Source organism: Enterobacter sp. UPMP701, from assembly GCF_053709515.1.
Window position 1 is genome coordinate 890,534 of sequence record NZ_JBSKJN010000001.1, and the last position, 15,039, is coordinate 905,572.

The window sequence follows — 15,039 nt, forward strand, 5'->3', positions numbered from 1 at the left end:
CTGACGATGCGCCACGCACTTCTTCAACGCTTTGGGCACGGGCTGCTGGTACTGTGGGCCGCCTTTACCCTCTCGTTCGTGTTGCTCCAGGTGCTGCCGGGCGATGCGGTGCTGATTAAATTTCAGAACCCGGACCTGGGCTTAAGCCCGGCGCAAATCGAGGAGATGCGCGTGGCCTACGGCGCAGACAGTCCGCTGTGGCAGCAATACGGCCACACGCTGCTGGCGATGCTGCGCGGGGATTTCGGCTATTCGTTACAGGCAGGCGTGCCGGTCAGCGAGCTGATTGCCAGCAATCTGCCGGATACCCTGAGTCTCGCCCTGCCCGCGTTTGTACTCGCGGTTCTGCTGGCGTTCGCGCTGGCCTTTGCGTCGCGTCTGCCGGATCTGCGCTGGCTGAGTAATACCCTCCAGTCTCTGCCGGTCCTGTTTATCTCCTTACCAACCTTCTGGCTGGGGATTGCCCTCATCCAGCTCTTTTCTTTTCAGCTACGGCTGATCCCGGTGATAAACCCGACGCCGCTGCAGGGGCTGATCCTGCCGATCGTGACCGTCGCGATCCCGATCTCCGCCCCGCTGGCGCAAATTCTGATGCGCAGTCTGGACCAGGTGGCGACGCAGCCGTTTGTCGCCGTTGCCCGGGCCAAAGGGCTGAGTGAAACCGCCGTCCTGTGGCGTCACGTTACCGGCAACGCCCTGCTGCCGGTACTCAATATTGCCGGGCTGCTGCTGGGCGAGCTGATTGCCGGGGCGCTGATCACGGAAACCGTTTTTGGCCGCAGCGGGCTCGGACAGCTGACCCAGCAGGCGGTGAATAACCAGGATATCGCCGTACTTCAGGCGGTCGTGATGATTTCCGCCCTCGGTTTTGTCCTGATCAATCTGCTGGTGGATCTGCTGATGCCGCTGCTGGATCCCCGTCTGCAAACCGTTACCGGAGGTGCATCATGAGTCTGGTCGATTACGCTGCCGCCGCGCGAAAACGCGTTCCAGCCTGGCAGGGCGTGGAATGGCAACCGGGACTGTGGCTGGCATGGGGAGTAATTATTCTCGCCGCTTTTGCCGCCGTGGCGCCCGGCCTGTTAACCCACTACAGCCCGATTGAGGGCATAGCGGGCGCACAACGCCTGGCGCCGCAGGCGGGACACTGGCTCGGCACCGATCAGCTTGGCCGCGATGTGTACGCGCGTATTGTCTACGGTGCCTCCCACTCCCTGAGCGCGGCGCTGGCCGCCGTGACGCTGGGTCTGGTGGTCGGCACCGGCTTAGGAGTGGTTGCGGGGGCGTTCGCCGGACGCGTCGAGTCTCTGCTGATGCGTTTCGTCGACGTGCTGCTTTCCATCCCGTCTTTGCTGCTCTCGCTGACGGTGATTATTCTGCTCGGGTTTGGCACCGTTAACGCCGCGATTGCCGTAGGCGTGGCCTCCATTGCCAGCTTCGCCCGCCTCGCGCGCGGTGAAGTCGTGCGCATCCGGCACACGGATTACGTCGAGGCGGCGTTTGGCAGCGGCGGGACGTTTTTCGCCGTGCTATGGCGACACATCCTGCCCAACGCGTTAACCGCCGTCCTCGCCTTTGCCACGCTACAGTTCGGACAGGCCATCCTGGCGCTCTCCACGCTGAGCTTTCTCGGCTACGGCACCCCGCCGCCCGTACCGGAATGGGGTTTATTGATTGCCGAGGGCCGTAACTATCTCTCGACCGCCTGGTGGCTCACCACCTTCCCCGGCGTAGTCGTCATCGCCGTGGTGCTGGCCACCAACCGTATCAGCCAACAGTTCAGCGGAGGTCGCTAATGAGCATGCTCTCAGTAGAAAATTTGACGATCAGCTACCGTACCGCGCGCCAGTGGCGAGAGGTGGTGCATAACGTCAGCTTCACGCTCGGGCGAGGGGAAATGCTGGCGTTTGTCGGCGAATCCGGATCCGGCAAAACGACCACGGCGCAGGCGATCATTGGTCTGCTGGCCGATAACGCGCGGCGCGATGCGGGAAAAATATCGCTCAACGGCGAGGAGATTAGCCGATGGTCCGCCAGGCGTCTCGATACCCTTCGCGGGGCGCGAATTAGCCTGGTTCCGCAGGATCCGGGTAATTCACTCAACCCGGTGAAGACCATCGGTGCGCAGGTCGGAGAAATTATTCAGCTACACCAGAAAGTAACCCGCACCCAGCGCGACGAGCAGGTGCTCGCCCTGCTGACAAAAGTCGGTCTGAGCCACCCCGAACAGCGCATGACGCAGTATCCCCATCAACTTTCCGGCGGCATGAAACAGCGCGTGTTGATTGCCATCGCCATTGCCCTGCGCCCGGATGTGATCGTTGCCGATGAGCCCACCAGCGCGCTGGATGTGACGGTGCAAAAACGCATTCTCGATTTGCTGGATACCCTGCGCCGGGAATCGGGTACCGCCGTTCTGTTTGTGACCCACGATCTGGCGCTGGCCGCACAGCGCGCTGACAGGCTGCTGGTTTTTCGCGATGGCGAGGTTCAGGAGCAGGGAAACACCACCGATATCGTCCGCACGCCGCAGCACGCCTACACCCGCCAGCTATTGAGCGATCTCCAGGGCCAGCGCCTGACCATCGCCCCGGCGGCCGGCCGCCCGCTCGCATCACCGGCCATTCGCGCCCGCGCCATCAGCAAACAATTTTCCCTGGGCAAAGGGCATCAGCTTCAGGCGCTGGATCGGGTGACGTTTGACGTCAGGCGCGGCAGCACGCATGCGCTGGTCGGCGAATCCGGCTCCGGGAAAACCACCCTCGCCCGTATTTTGCTCGGTTTTGAACAGGCCGACAGCGGACAGGTCATCATTGATGATATTGATGCCACCACGCTCAGCCGCGAGGCCCGTCGTCAGCTGCGCCAGAAGATACAGTTTGTTTATCAGAACCCGTTTGCCTCTCTCGACCCGCGTCAGACGCTGTTCGACATCATCGAAGAGCCCCTGAAGAACTTTTCTCGCCTCGGTAAGGCGGACCGAAAGATCCGGGTGGAGACAGTCGCGCAGCGGGTTGCCCTGCCCGTCGAACTCCTGACCCGCACCGCCCGGGAACTTTCAGGCGGACAGCGTCAGCGCGTTGCCATCGCCCGGGCGTTGATCCTGGAGCCGACCATTCTGGTGCTGGACGAAGCCACCTCCGCGCTGGACGTCACCGTGCAGGCGCAGATTCTGGCTCTGCTTCAACAGCTGCAGCAGCAGCTGGGATTGACCTATCTCTTTATCACGCACGATCTGTCTACCGTCCGCCGGATCGCCCACAGCGTTACGGTGCTGCGCAGTGGTCAGGTGGTCGAGCACGGCGACGTCGGGACCTTATTCGCGTCACCGCAGAACGCCTATACCCACGAGCTGATTGACGCCATTCCCCATTTTTCACCCGCTACGGAGGAGTTCGCATGACGAGAAAACGCCTGGGATTTTTCACCCGCCTGCTTGACGACGCGACGCCGAAGGAGCGCTATCGTCTGGCAACTGAACAGATCCGCCACGCCGAACGCCACGGTTTTGACAGCGCCTGGATTGCGCAGCACCACTTCCATGAAAGCGAAGGCGGGTTGCCGTCGCCGCTGCTGTTTCTGGCGCACGTAGCCGCCCATACCGAAACCATCCGCCTGGGCACGGCCATCATTACCCTGCCGATGGAAAACCCGCTGCGCGTCGCAGAAGATGCCGCCGTGCTCGATTTACTCGCTAATGGACGTCTTGAAGTCGGTTTTGGTTCGGGTGGCACACCGACCTCATTTCTGCCGTTTGGCCTGACGTTTGAAGAGCGCGGCGCGGCCTTTGCCGACCATTTGCATGTGATTCAAAGCGCCTGGCGCGGGGATTCACTTACCCATCCGGATAACCATCTTTACCCGCCTGCGCCACAGCTGGCTGACCGTATATGGATTGCTACCTTCTCTGTTGACGGTGCCGTTCGCGCCGCGCAGGCCGGACACGGTTTAATGCTCTCCCGCACGCAGCCGCGCCCGGCAGATCGGCTGGATTTAACGCTCGACGAGATCCAGAACCCGATTGTGGATGCCTACCTCGATGCGCTGCCTGCGGGCATCGCCCCGCGTATTCTGGCCTCCCGTACGGCGTTCGTCGCCGACAGCGACGACTATGCGCTCAAGGTCGCGACCCCGGGCCTCACAAAACAAGCCCAGCAGCATCGCGCTGCCGGGAATATCGTTAAAGGTGACAGTGTCACTGATTATCGCCGTCAGTTTGACGCCCATATTGGTTCGCCCGATACGGTGCTGCATTCGCTGAATGCGGATTCCATTCTCAGACGCGCCACGGATATCTCATTCCAGGTCCATTCGGTCGAACCTACGCATCGCGACACGCTGCGGTCCATCGAACTGATCGCCGAACGTATTGCCCCCCACTTCCTTTGAGGAGACACCTATGTCATTAAGTCAGGACATTCTCGCCGAGCTGGCGGAAATTAAACCCGGTTCCCCTCTGGCAGAGGCGCGCGCCACGCGTGATGCCGCCACGCGCCACGCGCAGGGCAGCTACGAAATCCTGTTTAGCCAGCAGGATAATGATTTTGCACTCGACGAGCGCTTCGCCGTGGCGGCAAAAGTCGCCAGGTGGCACAGCGCGGAGGCGCTGGCCGCGCACTATGCGGGGTTTGGCCTGGCCGACCCCACCTCAGAACGCCTGACCCTGGCGCTGAATTTTGCGCGGCTGCTGACGTTCTCCCCCGTCGAAGCGACGCCTGCAGCGTTAAAGGCGCTGACCCTGGCGGGATGGAGCAAAGAAGGCATTGTTACCCTGGCGCAGCTCGTCGCGTTTGTGAGCTTCCAGAGCCGACTCATCACCGGGCTGCGGTTGCTGAACGACAAGCCCGTCGCCAAAAGCGATGCGCCGGTGGCGGCAGGCATCTGGCACACGACCGCAACAACGGTCACCGGAAAGGCGGCCCCCGTCGCGTTTACCCAGCAGGAGCTGGGATGGGAACCGTGGATAGCGGCCAAACCGCTGGCGGACTTCCGGGACGATGAGGTTGCCATTCTGGCGAAATTTGGCCATACCGATTCCGACTACTTCCGCCTGCTGGGGCGCAACCTGCCGGTGCTTGAACAGCGCACGTTGACGGATAAAGGAATTTTTTATACATCGGGGGGATTACAGCGCGCCGAGCGCGAGCTGGCCGCGACGGTCGCCAGTAAAATCAACGGCTGCATTTACTGCGCATCTGTCCATGCGCGTAAAGCCAGCCAGCTGTCAAAGGATGACGCGGCGGTAGAGGCCCTGCTGGCCGTGAGGCCGGGGCAATCCCTGAGCGAGGGGCAATCCACACGCTGGCAGGCGGAAATCAATTTTGCAGCGGCGCTGTCGGTCACGCCGCCTGCCGCCACGCCGCTGCACCTTGCCGCACTGGAAAAAGAGGGGCTGGATACCTTAGCACAGCTTGATCTGGTGCAGTCCGCCGCGTTCTTCGCCTGGGCCAACCGCCTGATGCTGACCCTGGGTGAGCCCTGGCTTGCCTGAAGCCTGTCAGGCTAGCGCGCGAGCGTTAGCCTGAGCCCGTCTGGCCCGCAGGTGGCCGTAGATCAGCAGTGCACTCATGGCCGAGAAAGAAAGTATTGCCGCTGGCAGCGTGACGTAACGCCAGCTAAAGCCGAGGACGATCATCATCCCACCGAAGTACGCGCCAATCGCACTGCCGAGATTAAAGGCCATCTGCCCACCCGCCGCTCCCAGCATTTCGCCGCCCTTCGCATTTTGCAGCAGCAAAATTTGCAGCGGTGCAGAGAGCGCAAACAGCCCGGCGCAGCAGATAAAACCCATCACCAGCGAGGCCGTTTTTTGTTCACCAAAGGCGCATAACAGTAGCAGTGAGGCGACAATCACCATGTCGGTAGTGGCCGCAATGCGCAGCGGGCTAAACCGGCCAGAGAGTTTACCGCTTAGCAGATTACCCAACACCATACCCAGCCCCATCAGCATCATGATGGCCGTCATCACCCCTTCCGAAAAACCGGAGACGTTGACCATAAACGGCTTAACGAAGCTAAACCACGCGAACACCCCGGCGTTGCCAAACATGGTGGCGGCAAAAATCAGCCAGGGTTCTGGTTTTTTCAGAAAGTGGAACTGCTCGGTCAATTTGATTTCTGATTTATCGTGGATATCTGGCACCCAGAGGAGAACCGAGAGGATCACCAGCGCGTCGAAGACGGCAATCAGGAAAAAGGTATAACGCCAGTTAAATGCGTGCCCCAGCCAGGTACCCAGCGGAACGCCCATCAGGTTGGCTACGGTCATGCCAGCAATCATGCCTGAGACCGCAACCGTCACCTTCCCCGGTGGCGCAATTTTCGAAAGGATTATCGCCCCGACGCCAAAAATGGCCCCGTGCGGAAAGCCGGAAATCAGCCGCCCCACCGCCAGCCAGAAATAGGTCGTCGAAAACGTAAACAGGGCATTGCCGACCGCGCACATGGCCACCAGAAACAGCAGCGTGGTTTTTAACGAAAACTTTCCCGAAAACAGCGCCACAATCGGGGCGCCAACCACCACGCCGAAGGCATAAAAAGAGATCATATTCCCGGCGGAGGGAATCGAAATACCGGTGTCATGTGCCAGCTCGGTTAACACGCCCATAATGCCAAATTCGGCCATGCCCAGGCCAAACGTGCCAAGCGCCAGCGAAAAAATTGTCTTTTTCATACCGCAACCACAGGTTAATACTCGCGACGGGCATTATTGAACAATCTTGTATGGTGAGCCAGTTCAAATCCGTTGGCTGACACATTAATCCATTAATTCAGGTGGATTACACTTCATAGTGCGGCCTCGCCTTTTCCCGCGCCGGACAACCAGAGGATGACAATCATGGGTAGCAAAAAGAAAGCCCCTGTCGCTGTTGAAGTCGTAAAGAGTGCTCCGCTAAAGACTAAAGAGTACGAAAAAGAGCTTCGTCGCCTGCACGTTGAACTGGTTAAGCTCCAGCAGTGGGTGGTCGCTAAAGGATTAAAGGTATGTATCGTTTTTGAGGGCCGCGACGGCGCCGGTAAAGGCGGTACCATCAAAGCAATTACCGAGCGCGTCAGCCCGCGCGTCTTTCGCGTCGTCGCGCTTCCCGCGCCTACCGATAAAGAGAAAAGCCAGCTCTATTTCCAGCGTTACGTACCGCATCTGCCCTCAGCGGGCGAAATCGTCATATTCGACCGCAGCTGGTATAACCGCGCGGGCGTCGAGCGCGTGATGGGATTCTGCACCGAAGAACAGGTGGAAAAATTTCTGGACGGCACGCCGGTGATGGAAAAAGCGATGGTGGATGCCGGTATTATCCTGCTTAAGTACTGGCTGGAGGTGACGCCGAAAGAGCAGGAGCGCCGCCTGCGCGACCGTATTAACGATGGTCGTAAAATCTGGAAGCTATCGCCGATGGATATTAAATCCTTTAACCTGTGGGACGAGTATACCCTCGCGCGCGACGCTATGTTTGAAGCCACCGATACCGCATGGGCGCCGTGGTTTGTGGCGCGTTCAGAAGATAAAAAACGCGTGCGCCTGAATATTATTTCGCACCTACTTTCGCAGATCCCCTATAAAGAAATACATGTCGACAAAGTGGATTTACCGAAACGCAAAATTGGCAAAGTCAAACCCACAAAATATCCGTTCCGGTATGTGGAGGAGCGGTTCTGAAATAGCAGAGGTAGGCCCGCGCAAGCGCAGCGCCGCCGGGCAAAGCCGACGGCGCAGGTCTTACTTCATCCCTTCCATACTTTCTTTTTTCGCTTCCAGACGTTCCACATCACGATACCAGCGCGGGTGGTGTTTCTGCGCCCAGCGGCGACTCACCTTCCCTTCAATCATCCCTTTAATTGAACCTTTCACCCAGAATGCCATATACATATGAATCAGGATGGCATGGATCAAAATAATGGCTGACGTGGCGTGGATCAGCAGCGCGTAGCGAATTACCTGAATCGGGAAATAGTGCGCAAAATACGGACGCCAGATAATCACCCCGGTCACCAGCAGCACAAAAATCATGCTCATGATGGTCCAGAACATCATCTTCTGCCCGGCGTTGTACTTGCCCACCTTCGCAACTTTATGCTCGTTGCCCTTCAGAACTTCGACGATCCCTTTCAGCCACGGAATGTCCTGTTTGTCCGGGATGTTGTGGTGCACGAAGCGCACGAACATAAACATCAGCACCACGAAAATCAGCACGCCGAAGAACGGATGCAGAATACGCCCCATCTGTGGCGTACCGAAGGTTTCGGTCAGCCACTGCAGCGTCGGGAAGAAGAACGAAATCCCCGATACCGCCACCAGGAAGAAGCAGATCACCACCGTCCAGTGACAGGCGCGGTCAACAAACTTCGTGCGCACGATCATTTTCGACTTACTCATGATGCTCCTCCTCGTCGTCGTCCACCTCTTTGTTTGGTCCGATACCAATGTAGTGATAAATCAACCCGGCAAAGGTGGCGATAAAGCCCGCCGCTGAGAGCGGTTTGAGCGCCCCTTTCCACAGGTTGATCGACGTGTCAATCGCCGGGTCCTTTGGCAGATGGTGGTACAGCTCCGGCTGGTCGTTATGGTGCAGCACGTACATCACGTGCGTACCGCCCACGCCCTGCGGGTTGTAAATGCCCGCCTTGTCGTAGCCTCGCGCTTTCAGCTTGTCCACACGCTCTTGCGCCACGTCGAGCATCTCTTTTTTGGTGCCGAAGTGGATCGCGCCGGTCGGACAGGTCTTCACGCAGGCAGGCTCCTGCCCGACGCTGACGCGGTCCACGCACAGGGTGCATTTATATACCCGGTTATCCTCTTTATTGAGGCGTGGGATATTAAACGGACAGCCCGCAATGCAGTAGCCGCAGCCGATGCAGTTATCCTGCTGGAAGTCGACGATCCCGTTAGCGTACTGAATTATCGCACCGGCAGACGGACACGCCTTCAGACAACCAGGATCTTCACAGTGCATGCAGCCGTCTTTACGGATCAGCCACTCCAGCTTGCCATTCTGGTCGGTTTCGCTAAAGCGCATCACCGTCCAGGATTTGGCGCTCAGATCCGCCGGATTATCGTAAACGCCAACGCAGTGCCCCACCTCGTCGCGGATATCGTTCCACTCTGAACAGGCCACCTGGCAGGCCTTGCAGCCCACGCAGGAGGAAACGTCGATCAGCTTGGCGACTTCGGCCTTGTAGTCCCGCGCGCGCGGCGCGGGGGTAACCGGGTTAGTCGCGGAGCGTTTAATAATGTCTTGTGTTTCCATCGCCATTTATTCGCTCCTTACGCTTTCTCGATGTTGACCAGAAACGCCTTGTACTCCGGCGTTTGCGAGTTGGAATCGCCGACGTTTGGCGTCAGGGTATTGGCGATGTAGCCTTTCTGCGCCACCCCCTCAAAGCCCCAGTGCAGCGGGATACCGACGGTTTCCACCTGCTGGCCGTGCACGTTCAGCGACTGCAAACGACGGGTCACCACCGCCACCGCGCGAATAAAGCCGCGCTTGCTGCTCACCTTCACACGATCGCCGTTGGCAATGCCTTTCGCCTTCGCCAGCGTTTCGCTGATCTCCACAAACTGTTCAGGCTGCGCGATGGCGTTAAGCCGCGCGTGCTTGGTCCAGGTATGGAAATGCTCGGTCAGGCGGTAGGTCGTTCCCACGTACGGGAACTTGTCCTTTTTGCCCAGGCGCAGCACGTCTTCTTCGTAGATGCGTACCACCGGGCTGGAGACCACGTTCGGATGCAGCGGGTTAGTGCCGAGCGGCGTTTCCATCGGCTCGTAGTGTTCCGGGAACGGCCCTTCCGCCAGCTTGTTGAGGGCAAACAGGCGTCCCAGCCCTTCCGGCTGCATGATGAACGGCCCGGTGTTACTGCCCGGTGCGGCGGTGTTGTAGTCCGGGATGTCGTTCCCCGTCCACTTCGCCCCGTTCCACTGGATCAGCATACGCTTCGGATCCCACGGTTTGCCGTTCACGTCGGCAGATGCGCGGTTGTACAGCACGCGACGGTTCAGCGGCCACGCCCATGCCCAGCCCAGCGTGTTGCCCAGGCCTGACGGGTCAGCGTTGTCGCGGTTGGCCATCTGGTTACCCTGCTCCGTCCAGCTGCCGGTGTAGATCCAGCAGGACGATGCCGTGGTACCGTCGTCGCGCAGCAGCGCGAAGCTGTTCAGCAGTTGGCCTTTCTTCGCCACCAGATTACCGCTAGCGTCATAGAGATCCGCCAGCGCCACGCCGTTGTTCTCTTTGGCGACTTCTTCTGACTCAGGATGGTCCGGCTGCTTGTAGTGCCAGCTCATCTTCAGCAGTGGCTCAGCGCCTTTGCCGCCTTCAGTGCGGTACATTTCGCGCAGGCGATGGTAAATGCCAGCCAGGATTTCGCCGTCGTTACGCGCTTCGCCCGGTGCGTCCTGCCCTTTCCAGTGCCACTGCAGCCAGCGGCCGGAGTTGGCAATAGAGCCGTCCTCTTCCGCAAAGCAGGTTGACGGCAGGCGGAACACTTCGGTCTGAATCGATGCCGGATCGACATCGTTGGATTCGCCGTGGTTCTGCCAGAAGGTGGAAGTCTCGGTCACCAGCGGATCGATAACCACCATGTACTTCAGCTTGCTCAGGCTACTAACAACTTTGTTTTTGTCCGGGAAGGAGGCCACAGGGTTAAAGCCCTGGCAGATATAGCCGGTGACTTTGCCCTTCTCCATCATGTTGAAATACTTGATGACGTCGTAAGCCTGGTCCCACTTCGGCAGCCACTCAAAGCCCCAGTCGTTCTCTTTCTGCGCCGCGTCGCCGTAGAAGGACTTCATCAGGCTGACGTAGAACTTCGGATAGTTGCTCCAGTAGTTCACCTGATCCGGCAGCGTCGCTTTTGGCGTATTGGCCTCAAGATACGTTTGCAGATCGGCCTGCTTTTCAGACGGCAGCGTCAGGTAGCCCGGCAGGCTGGTGGAGAGCAGACCGAGATCGGTTAAGCCCTGAATGTTAGAGTGGCCGCGCAATGCGTTCACGCCGCCACCGGCCATCCCCATGTTGCCGAGCAGCAGCTGGATCATCGCCATGGTACGGATGTTCTGCGCGCCCACGGTATGCTGCGTCCAGCCCAGCGCATACAGGAACGTCGTGGTTCTGTCTGCGGCGCTGGTGGAGGCCAGCACTTCACAGACCTTCAGGAAGTCCGCTTTCGGCGTGCCGCAGATGTTTTCCACCACGTCCGGCGTATAGCGGGAAACGTGCTGCTTCAGCAGGTTCCACACGCAGCGCGGGTGCGTCAGCGTTTCATCCCGCATCGCATAGCCGTTTTCATCGAACTGATAGTTCCAGGACGTTTTGTCGTACTGGCGTTTTTCGGCGTCATAGCCGCTAAACAGCCCGTCATCGAAGGCAAAATCATCCCGCACCAGCAGGTTCGCGTTGGTGTAATGCTTAACGTATTCCGCGTTAATTTTGTTGTTTTCGATCAGGTACAGCAGAACCCCGGAGAGGAACGTAATGTCCGTACCGGAGCGGATCGGCGCATAGATATCGGCCACCGATGCCGTGCGCGTAAAGCGCGGATCGACGACGATAAGCGTCGCATCGTTGTTGTTTTTCGCTTCCATCGCCCAGCGGAATCCCACCGGATGGGCTTCAGCGGCGTTACCGCCCATCACCACCACGACGTTAGCGTTTTTGATATCAACCCAGTGGTTGGTCATCGCACCGCGACCAAATGTTGGAGCAAGACTTGCTACCGTTGGTCCGTGTCAGACGCGCGCCTGGTTGTCTACCGCCAGCATGCCGAGAGAGCGCACAAATTTTTGCGTCAGCATGCCGGTTTCATTACTTGCCGCAGAGGCGCATAACATGCCGGTGGATAACCAGCGGTTAACCGTTACGCCCTGCGCGTTCTTCTCAATAAAGTTGGCGTCACGGTCGGCTTTCATCAGTTTTGCAATACGGGAGAAGGCTTCATCCCAGGAGATACGCTGCCATTTATCCGAACCCGGCGCGCGGTATTCCGGGTAGCGCAGGCGGTTTTCACTGTGGACGTAGTCCAGCAGGCCCGCCCCTTTCGGGCACAGCGCCCCACGGCTCACCGGATGATCCGGATCCCCTTCAATATGGTAAATCGCTTCTCTGGCGTTCTTCGCGCCATCGCCCAGGCTATACATCAAAAGCCCACAACCTACGGAACAGTATGTGCAGGTGTTACGGATCTCTTTTGCGCGCAGCAGCTTATAGTTGCGTGCCTGAGCCAGCGCCATTTTGGGAGCAAATCCCAGCATTGCGGCTGTTGTTCCGGCCATACCGCCCGCGCAGATTTTAAAAAATTGTCTGCGGCTGACGTCCATTGTTGTCCTCGTTATCTGATAAGACTTCGCGCCGCAAACTAACAGCAAAGCCCCTATTTTTTTTGCGTCAAATCAAGGTCGCCCGACTTCGCCCCCTTAATAGTCAGCGCTGCCGCGTTTGAATAATCCTTTAGGGTTAAACACTTGAGAGAATTATTCGCGACAGGGTCTGGATTAATGCTATACATTTTTCCTTTGAATTTATTAGCGATGAAGACGAAATGGACAGAAAGAGAGCAACGCTAACAGGACTGGCGGCGATACTGTTGTGGAGCACGATGGTGGGCCTGATTCGTAGCGTAAGCGAGGGACTGGGGCCCGTCGGCGGCGCGGCGATGATTTACACCCTCAGCGGATTATTGTGTCTGGTGACGGTAGGATTTCCTGATATTAAACGTTTTTCACCTGGGTATCTTATTGCAGGCAGCGTGCTGTTTGTCAGTTATGAAATTTGCCTTGCCCTGTCATTAGGCTATGCCACATCGAGGCCACAGGCTATTGAGGTGGGAATGGTAAATTATCTCTGGCCGAGCCTGACAATACTCTTTGCCATTTTGTTCAATGGACAAAAATCAACGCTGTGGGTGATTCCAGGTTTAGCGATCTCATTGCTCGGCGTATGTTGGGTATTAGGGGGTGAGCAAGGGTTACATATTGATGAAATAACCCGCAATATCGTCTCAAACCCGCTCAGCTATGCGCTTGCCTTTGCGGGAGCATTTATCTGGGCCGCCTACTGCACCGTAACCGCCAAATTTGCCAAAGGGCAAAACGGTATCACCCTCTTTGTGTTGCTCACTGCGCTGAGCCTGTGGGTGAAATATACCATTAGCGATCAGCCAGAAATGGTGTTCAGCTTTCCGGTTATCGTGAAGCTCGTTATGTGCGGCATTGCGCTTGGGTTTGGCTATGCGGCATGGAATATTGGCATTCTGCACGGTAACGTCACGGTGCTGGCTGCCGTATCCTATTTTACTCCCGTGCTCTCTGCTGCACTCGCTGCCGTGCTGCTGAGCTCCCCTCTCTCATTTTCGTTCTGGCAAGGCGCAGTGATGGTCTGCGCAGGCTCGTTGCTCTGCTGGTACGCCACGCGAAAATAAGATTCAGAAGTTTGCCGGGTTCGATTAAACCCGGCATAAAAATTAACATAAATTTAATATGTGATCACATCGTAATATATTAATCAGAACATTAGTGCGCTTGTTGATGTTCTGTTTATATTACTTCCTTTCGTCAATCCCCCCACCTTAAATTGACATAACCTGACACCGCTGCGTAACTACTTCCCTGCGAATATTACCGCCATCAATAACACGAAATGCAATAATACCCATCATAGTGGCTGCCAGAAAAATAAACGTATTCTGATTAAATAATCGTCACATCATTTTATTCCTCCGTCATTAATCCGATCTCGATCACACTAAATGAAATTATTACTCATATTTTGAAACTTATTATTGAAAGACAACTACAAGATTTTTAAAAATAGCGTGCCATTGACGAGCAGCCTCGTTTAGAAATCGTTCAAGATGGTTCAGGAAATACTGAAAAAAATTATAAGGAATATTTAAGATGAAACTTAAATTAGTTGCAGTGGCAGTCACTTCCATGTTGGCGGCAGGCGTTGTAAACGCTGCTGAGATTTATAACAAAGACGGTAACAAGCTGGATCTGTACGGTAAAGTGACAGGTCTGCACTATTTCTCTGATGACGCTGGCGCAGATGGCGATAAAACCTACATGCGTATCGGCTTCAAGGGTGAAACTCAGGTTAACGATCGGCTCTCCGGCTACGGCCAGTGGGAATACCAGATTCAGGGTAACAAAGACGAAGGCGACAACCAGTCCTGGACCCGTGTGGCCTTCGCTGGTCTGAAATTCGCTGAAGCGGGTTCATTCGATTACGGTCGTAACTACGGCGTGATTTACGACGTGACTTCCTGGACCGACGTTCTGCCAGAATTCGGCGGTGACACCTACGGCGCAGATAACTTCCTGCAGTCTCGTGCTAACGGCGTGGCAACGTACCGTAACCAGGACTTCTTCGGTCTGGTCGATGGTCTGAACTTCGCGCTGCAGTACCAGGGTAAAAACGGCAGCGTAAGCGGTGAAAACACCAGCGGTCGCAGCCTGCTGAACCAGAATGGCGACGGCTACGGTGCGTCCCTGACTTACGATCTGGGTGAAGGCTTCAGCGTAGGTGGTGCAATGTCCTCCTCACGTCGTACCGCTGACCAGAATGCGGCTGGCGTATACGGTGAAGGCGACCGTGCGGAAGTGTACAGCGGTGGCGTGAAATACGACGCAAACAACATTTACCTTGCTGCGCAGTACTCTCAGACCTACAACGCAACCCGTTTCGGTACTTCGAACAACAAGCGTACCGACATTTACGGCTTTGCAAACAAGGCGCAAAACTTCGAAGTTGTGGCTCAGTACCAGTTCGACTTTGGTCTGCGTCCATCCATCGCCTACCTGCAGTCTAAAGGTAAAGACATCGAGAACTTTGGCAACCAGGATCTGGTTAAATACATCGATGTTGGCACCACGTACTATTTTAACAAAAACATGTCCACCTACGTGGATTACAAAATCAACCTGCTCGACGACAACAACTTTACCCGCCAGGCAGGCATTGGTACTGACAACATCGTGGCACTGGGTCTGACCTACCAGTTCTAAATATTGTCCGTGAAAAAGCCAGCTTACTCAGCTGGCTTTTTTTG

12 protein-coding genes are annotated in these 15,039 nt (G+C 56.9%); 8 read left to right on the forward strand and 4 right to left on the reverse strand.

Translation table 11 applies throughout. The features are described 5' to 3' along the window. Positions 1 to 6: 6 nt before the first annotated feature. From ACWKXT_RS04385 to ACWKXT_RS04405, 5 genes are read left to right on the forward strand one after another with little or no spacing between them, the layout of a single operon-like run. The gene (locus ACWKXT_RS04385; RefSeq protein WP_454531769.1) at positions 7 to 951 is read left to right on the forward strand and encodes an ABC transporter permease; all 945 of its coding nucleotides are present in this window, start codon (positions 7 to 9) and stop codon (positions 949 to 951) included. After that, entirely contained in the window at positions 948 to 1,796 is an 849-nt protein-coding gene (locus ACWKXT_RS04390) for an ABC transporter permease (protein ID WP_454531770.1), read from the forward strand. The genes ACWKXT_RS04385 and ACWKXT_RS04390 overlap by 4 nt, the downstream gene beginning before the upstream one ends. After that, positions 1,796 to 3,403, forward strand: coding sequence for a dipeptide ABC transporter ATP-binding protein (locus tag ACWKXT_RS04395; RefSeq protein ID WP_454531771.1), 1,608 nt, complete (start codon positions 1,796 to 1,798; stop codon positions 3,401 to 3,403). The genes ACWKXT_RS04390 and ACWKXT_RS04395 overlap by 1 nt, the downstream gene beginning before the upstream one ends. Further along, positions 3,400 to 4,389, forward strand: coding sequence for a putative FMN-dependent luciferase-like monooxygenase (locus ACWKXT_RS04400; protein WP_454531772.1), 990 nt, complete (start codon positions 3,400 to 3,402; stop codon positions 4,387 to 4,389). Before ACWKXT_RS04395 ends, ACWKXT_RS04400 begins: the two co-directional genes overlap by 4 nt. 10 nt (positions 4,390 to 4,399) lie before the next feature. After that, positions 4,400 to 5,491 (forward strand): alkylhydroperoxidase domain protein, encoded by a 1,092-nt coding sequence (locus ACWKXT_RS04405; RefSeq protein WP_454531773.1) that lies wholly within the window; start codon positions 4,400 to 4,402, stop codon positions 5,489 to 5,491. Between the two features lie 6 nt (positions 5,492 to 5,497). Here the strand turns inward: ACWKXT_RS04405 and araJ are convergent, their stop codons facing one another. Next, complete coding sequence (gene araJ / locus ACWKXT_RS04410; protein ID WP_454531774.1) at positions 5,498 to 6,673, reverse strand: MFS transporter AraJ; 1,176 nt, start codon at positions 6,671 to 6,673, stop codon at positions 5,498 to 5,500. Between the two features lie 165 nt (positions 6,674 to 6,838). Here araJ and ppk2 point away from each other — a divergent pair, with 165 nt between their 5' ends. Then, complete coding sequence (gene ppk2, locus ACWKXT_RS04415; RefSeq protein WP_119915697.1) at positions 6,839 to 7,657, forward strand: polyphosphate kinase 2; 819 nt, start codon at positions 6,839 to 6,841, stop codon at positions 7,655 to 7,657. 60 nt (positions 7,658 to 7,717) lie between these two features. Here the strand turns inward: ppk2 and fdnI are convergent, their stop codons facing one another. From fdnI to fdnG, 3 genes are read right to left on the reverse strand one after another with little or no spacing between them, the layout of a single operon-like run. Beyond that, a complete protein-coding gene (gene fdnI, locus ACWKXT_RS04420) occupies positions 7,718 to 8,374 on the reverse strand; it encodes a formate dehydrogenase-N subunit gamma (RefSeq protein WP_454526741.1) in 657 nt (218 codons plus the stop codon). Further along, the gene (gene fdxH / locus ACWKXT_RS04425) at positions 8,367 to 9,251 is read right to left on the reverse strand and encodes a formate dehydrogenase subunit beta (protein WP_454526740.1); all 885 of its coding nucleotides are present in this window, start codon (positions 9,249 to 9,251) and stop codon (positions 8,367 to 8,369) included. Before fdxH ends, fdnI begins: the two co-directional genes overlap by 8 nt. An 11-nt stretch (positions 9,252 to 9,262) precedes the next feature. Then, positions 9,263 to 12,310 carry a formate dehydrogenase-N subunit alpha gene (gene fdnG / locus ACWKXT_RS04430; RefSeq protein WP_454531775.1) on the reverse strand — a complete coding sequence of 1,016 codons (3,048 nt, stop codon included), beginning with the start codon at positions 12,308 to 12,310 and terminating at the stop codon, positions 9,263 to 9,265. A gap of 221 nt (positions 12,311 to 12,531) precedes the next feature. Here fdnG and yddG point away from each other — a divergent pair, with 221 nt between their 5' ends. Continuing rightward, positions 12,532 to 13,410, forward strand: a complete 879-nt coding sequence (gene yddG / locus ACWKXT_RS04435; protein ID WP_454531776.1) for an aromatic amino acid DMT transporter YddG — start codon at positions 12,532 to 12,534, stop codon at positions 13,408 to 13,410. Between the two features lie 475 nt (positions 13,411 to 13,885). Beyond that, entirely contained in the window at positions 13,886 to 14,995 is a 1,110-nt protein-coding gene (locus ACWKXT_RS04440; protein WP_454531777.1) for a porin OmpC, read from the forward strand. The last annotated feature ends 44 nt before the right edge of the window (positions 14,996 to 15,039 follow it).

Excerpts from the sequence above, each read along its gene's own strand:
- ACWKXT_RS04385 (WP_454531769.1), top strand. The coding sequence starts at position 7 with ATGCGCCACGCACTTCTTCAACGCTTTGGGCACGGGCTGCTGGTACTG.
- ACWKXT_RS04390 (WP_454531770.1), top strand. The coding sequence starts at position 948 with ATGAGTCTGGTCGATTACGCTGCCGCCGCGCGAAAACGCGTTCCAGCC.
- ACWKXT_RS04395 (WP_454531771.1), top strand. The coding sequence starts at position 1,796 with ATGAGCATGCTCTCAGTAGAAAATTTGACGATCAGCTACCGTACCGCG.
- ACWKXT_RS04400 (WP_454531772.1), top strand. The coding sequence starts at position 3,400 with ATGACGAGAAAACGCCTGGGATTTTTCACCCGCCTGCTTGACGACGCG.
- ACWKXT_RS04405 (WP_454531773.1), top strand. The coding sequence starts at position 4,400 with ATGTCATTAAGTCAGGACATTCTCGCCGAGCTGGCGGAAATTAAACCC.
- araJ (WP_454531774.1), bottom strand. The coding sequence starts at position 6,673 with ATGAAAAAGACAATTTTTTCGCTGGCGCTTGGCACGTTTGGCCTGGGC.
- ppk2 (WP_119915697.1), top strand. The coding sequence starts at position 6,839 with ATGGGTAGCAAAAAGAAAGCCCCTGTCGCTGTTGAAGTCGTAAAGAGT.
- fdnI (WP_454526741.1), bottom strand. The coding sequence starts at position 8,374 with ATGAGTAAGTCGAAAATGATCGTGCGCACGAAGTTTGTTGACCGCGCC.
- fdxH (WP_454526740.1), bottom strand. The coding sequence starts at position 9,251 with ATGGCGATGGAAACACAAGACATTATTAAACGCTCCGCGACTAACCCG.
- yddG (WP_454531776.1), top strand. The coding sequence starts at position 12,532 with ATGGACAGAAAGAGAGCAACGCTAACAGGACTGGCGGCGATACTGTTG.
- ACWKXT_RS04440 (WP_454531777.1), top strand. The coding sequence starts at position 13,886 with ATGAAACTTAAATTAGTTGCAGTGGCAGTCACTTCCATGTTGGCGGCA.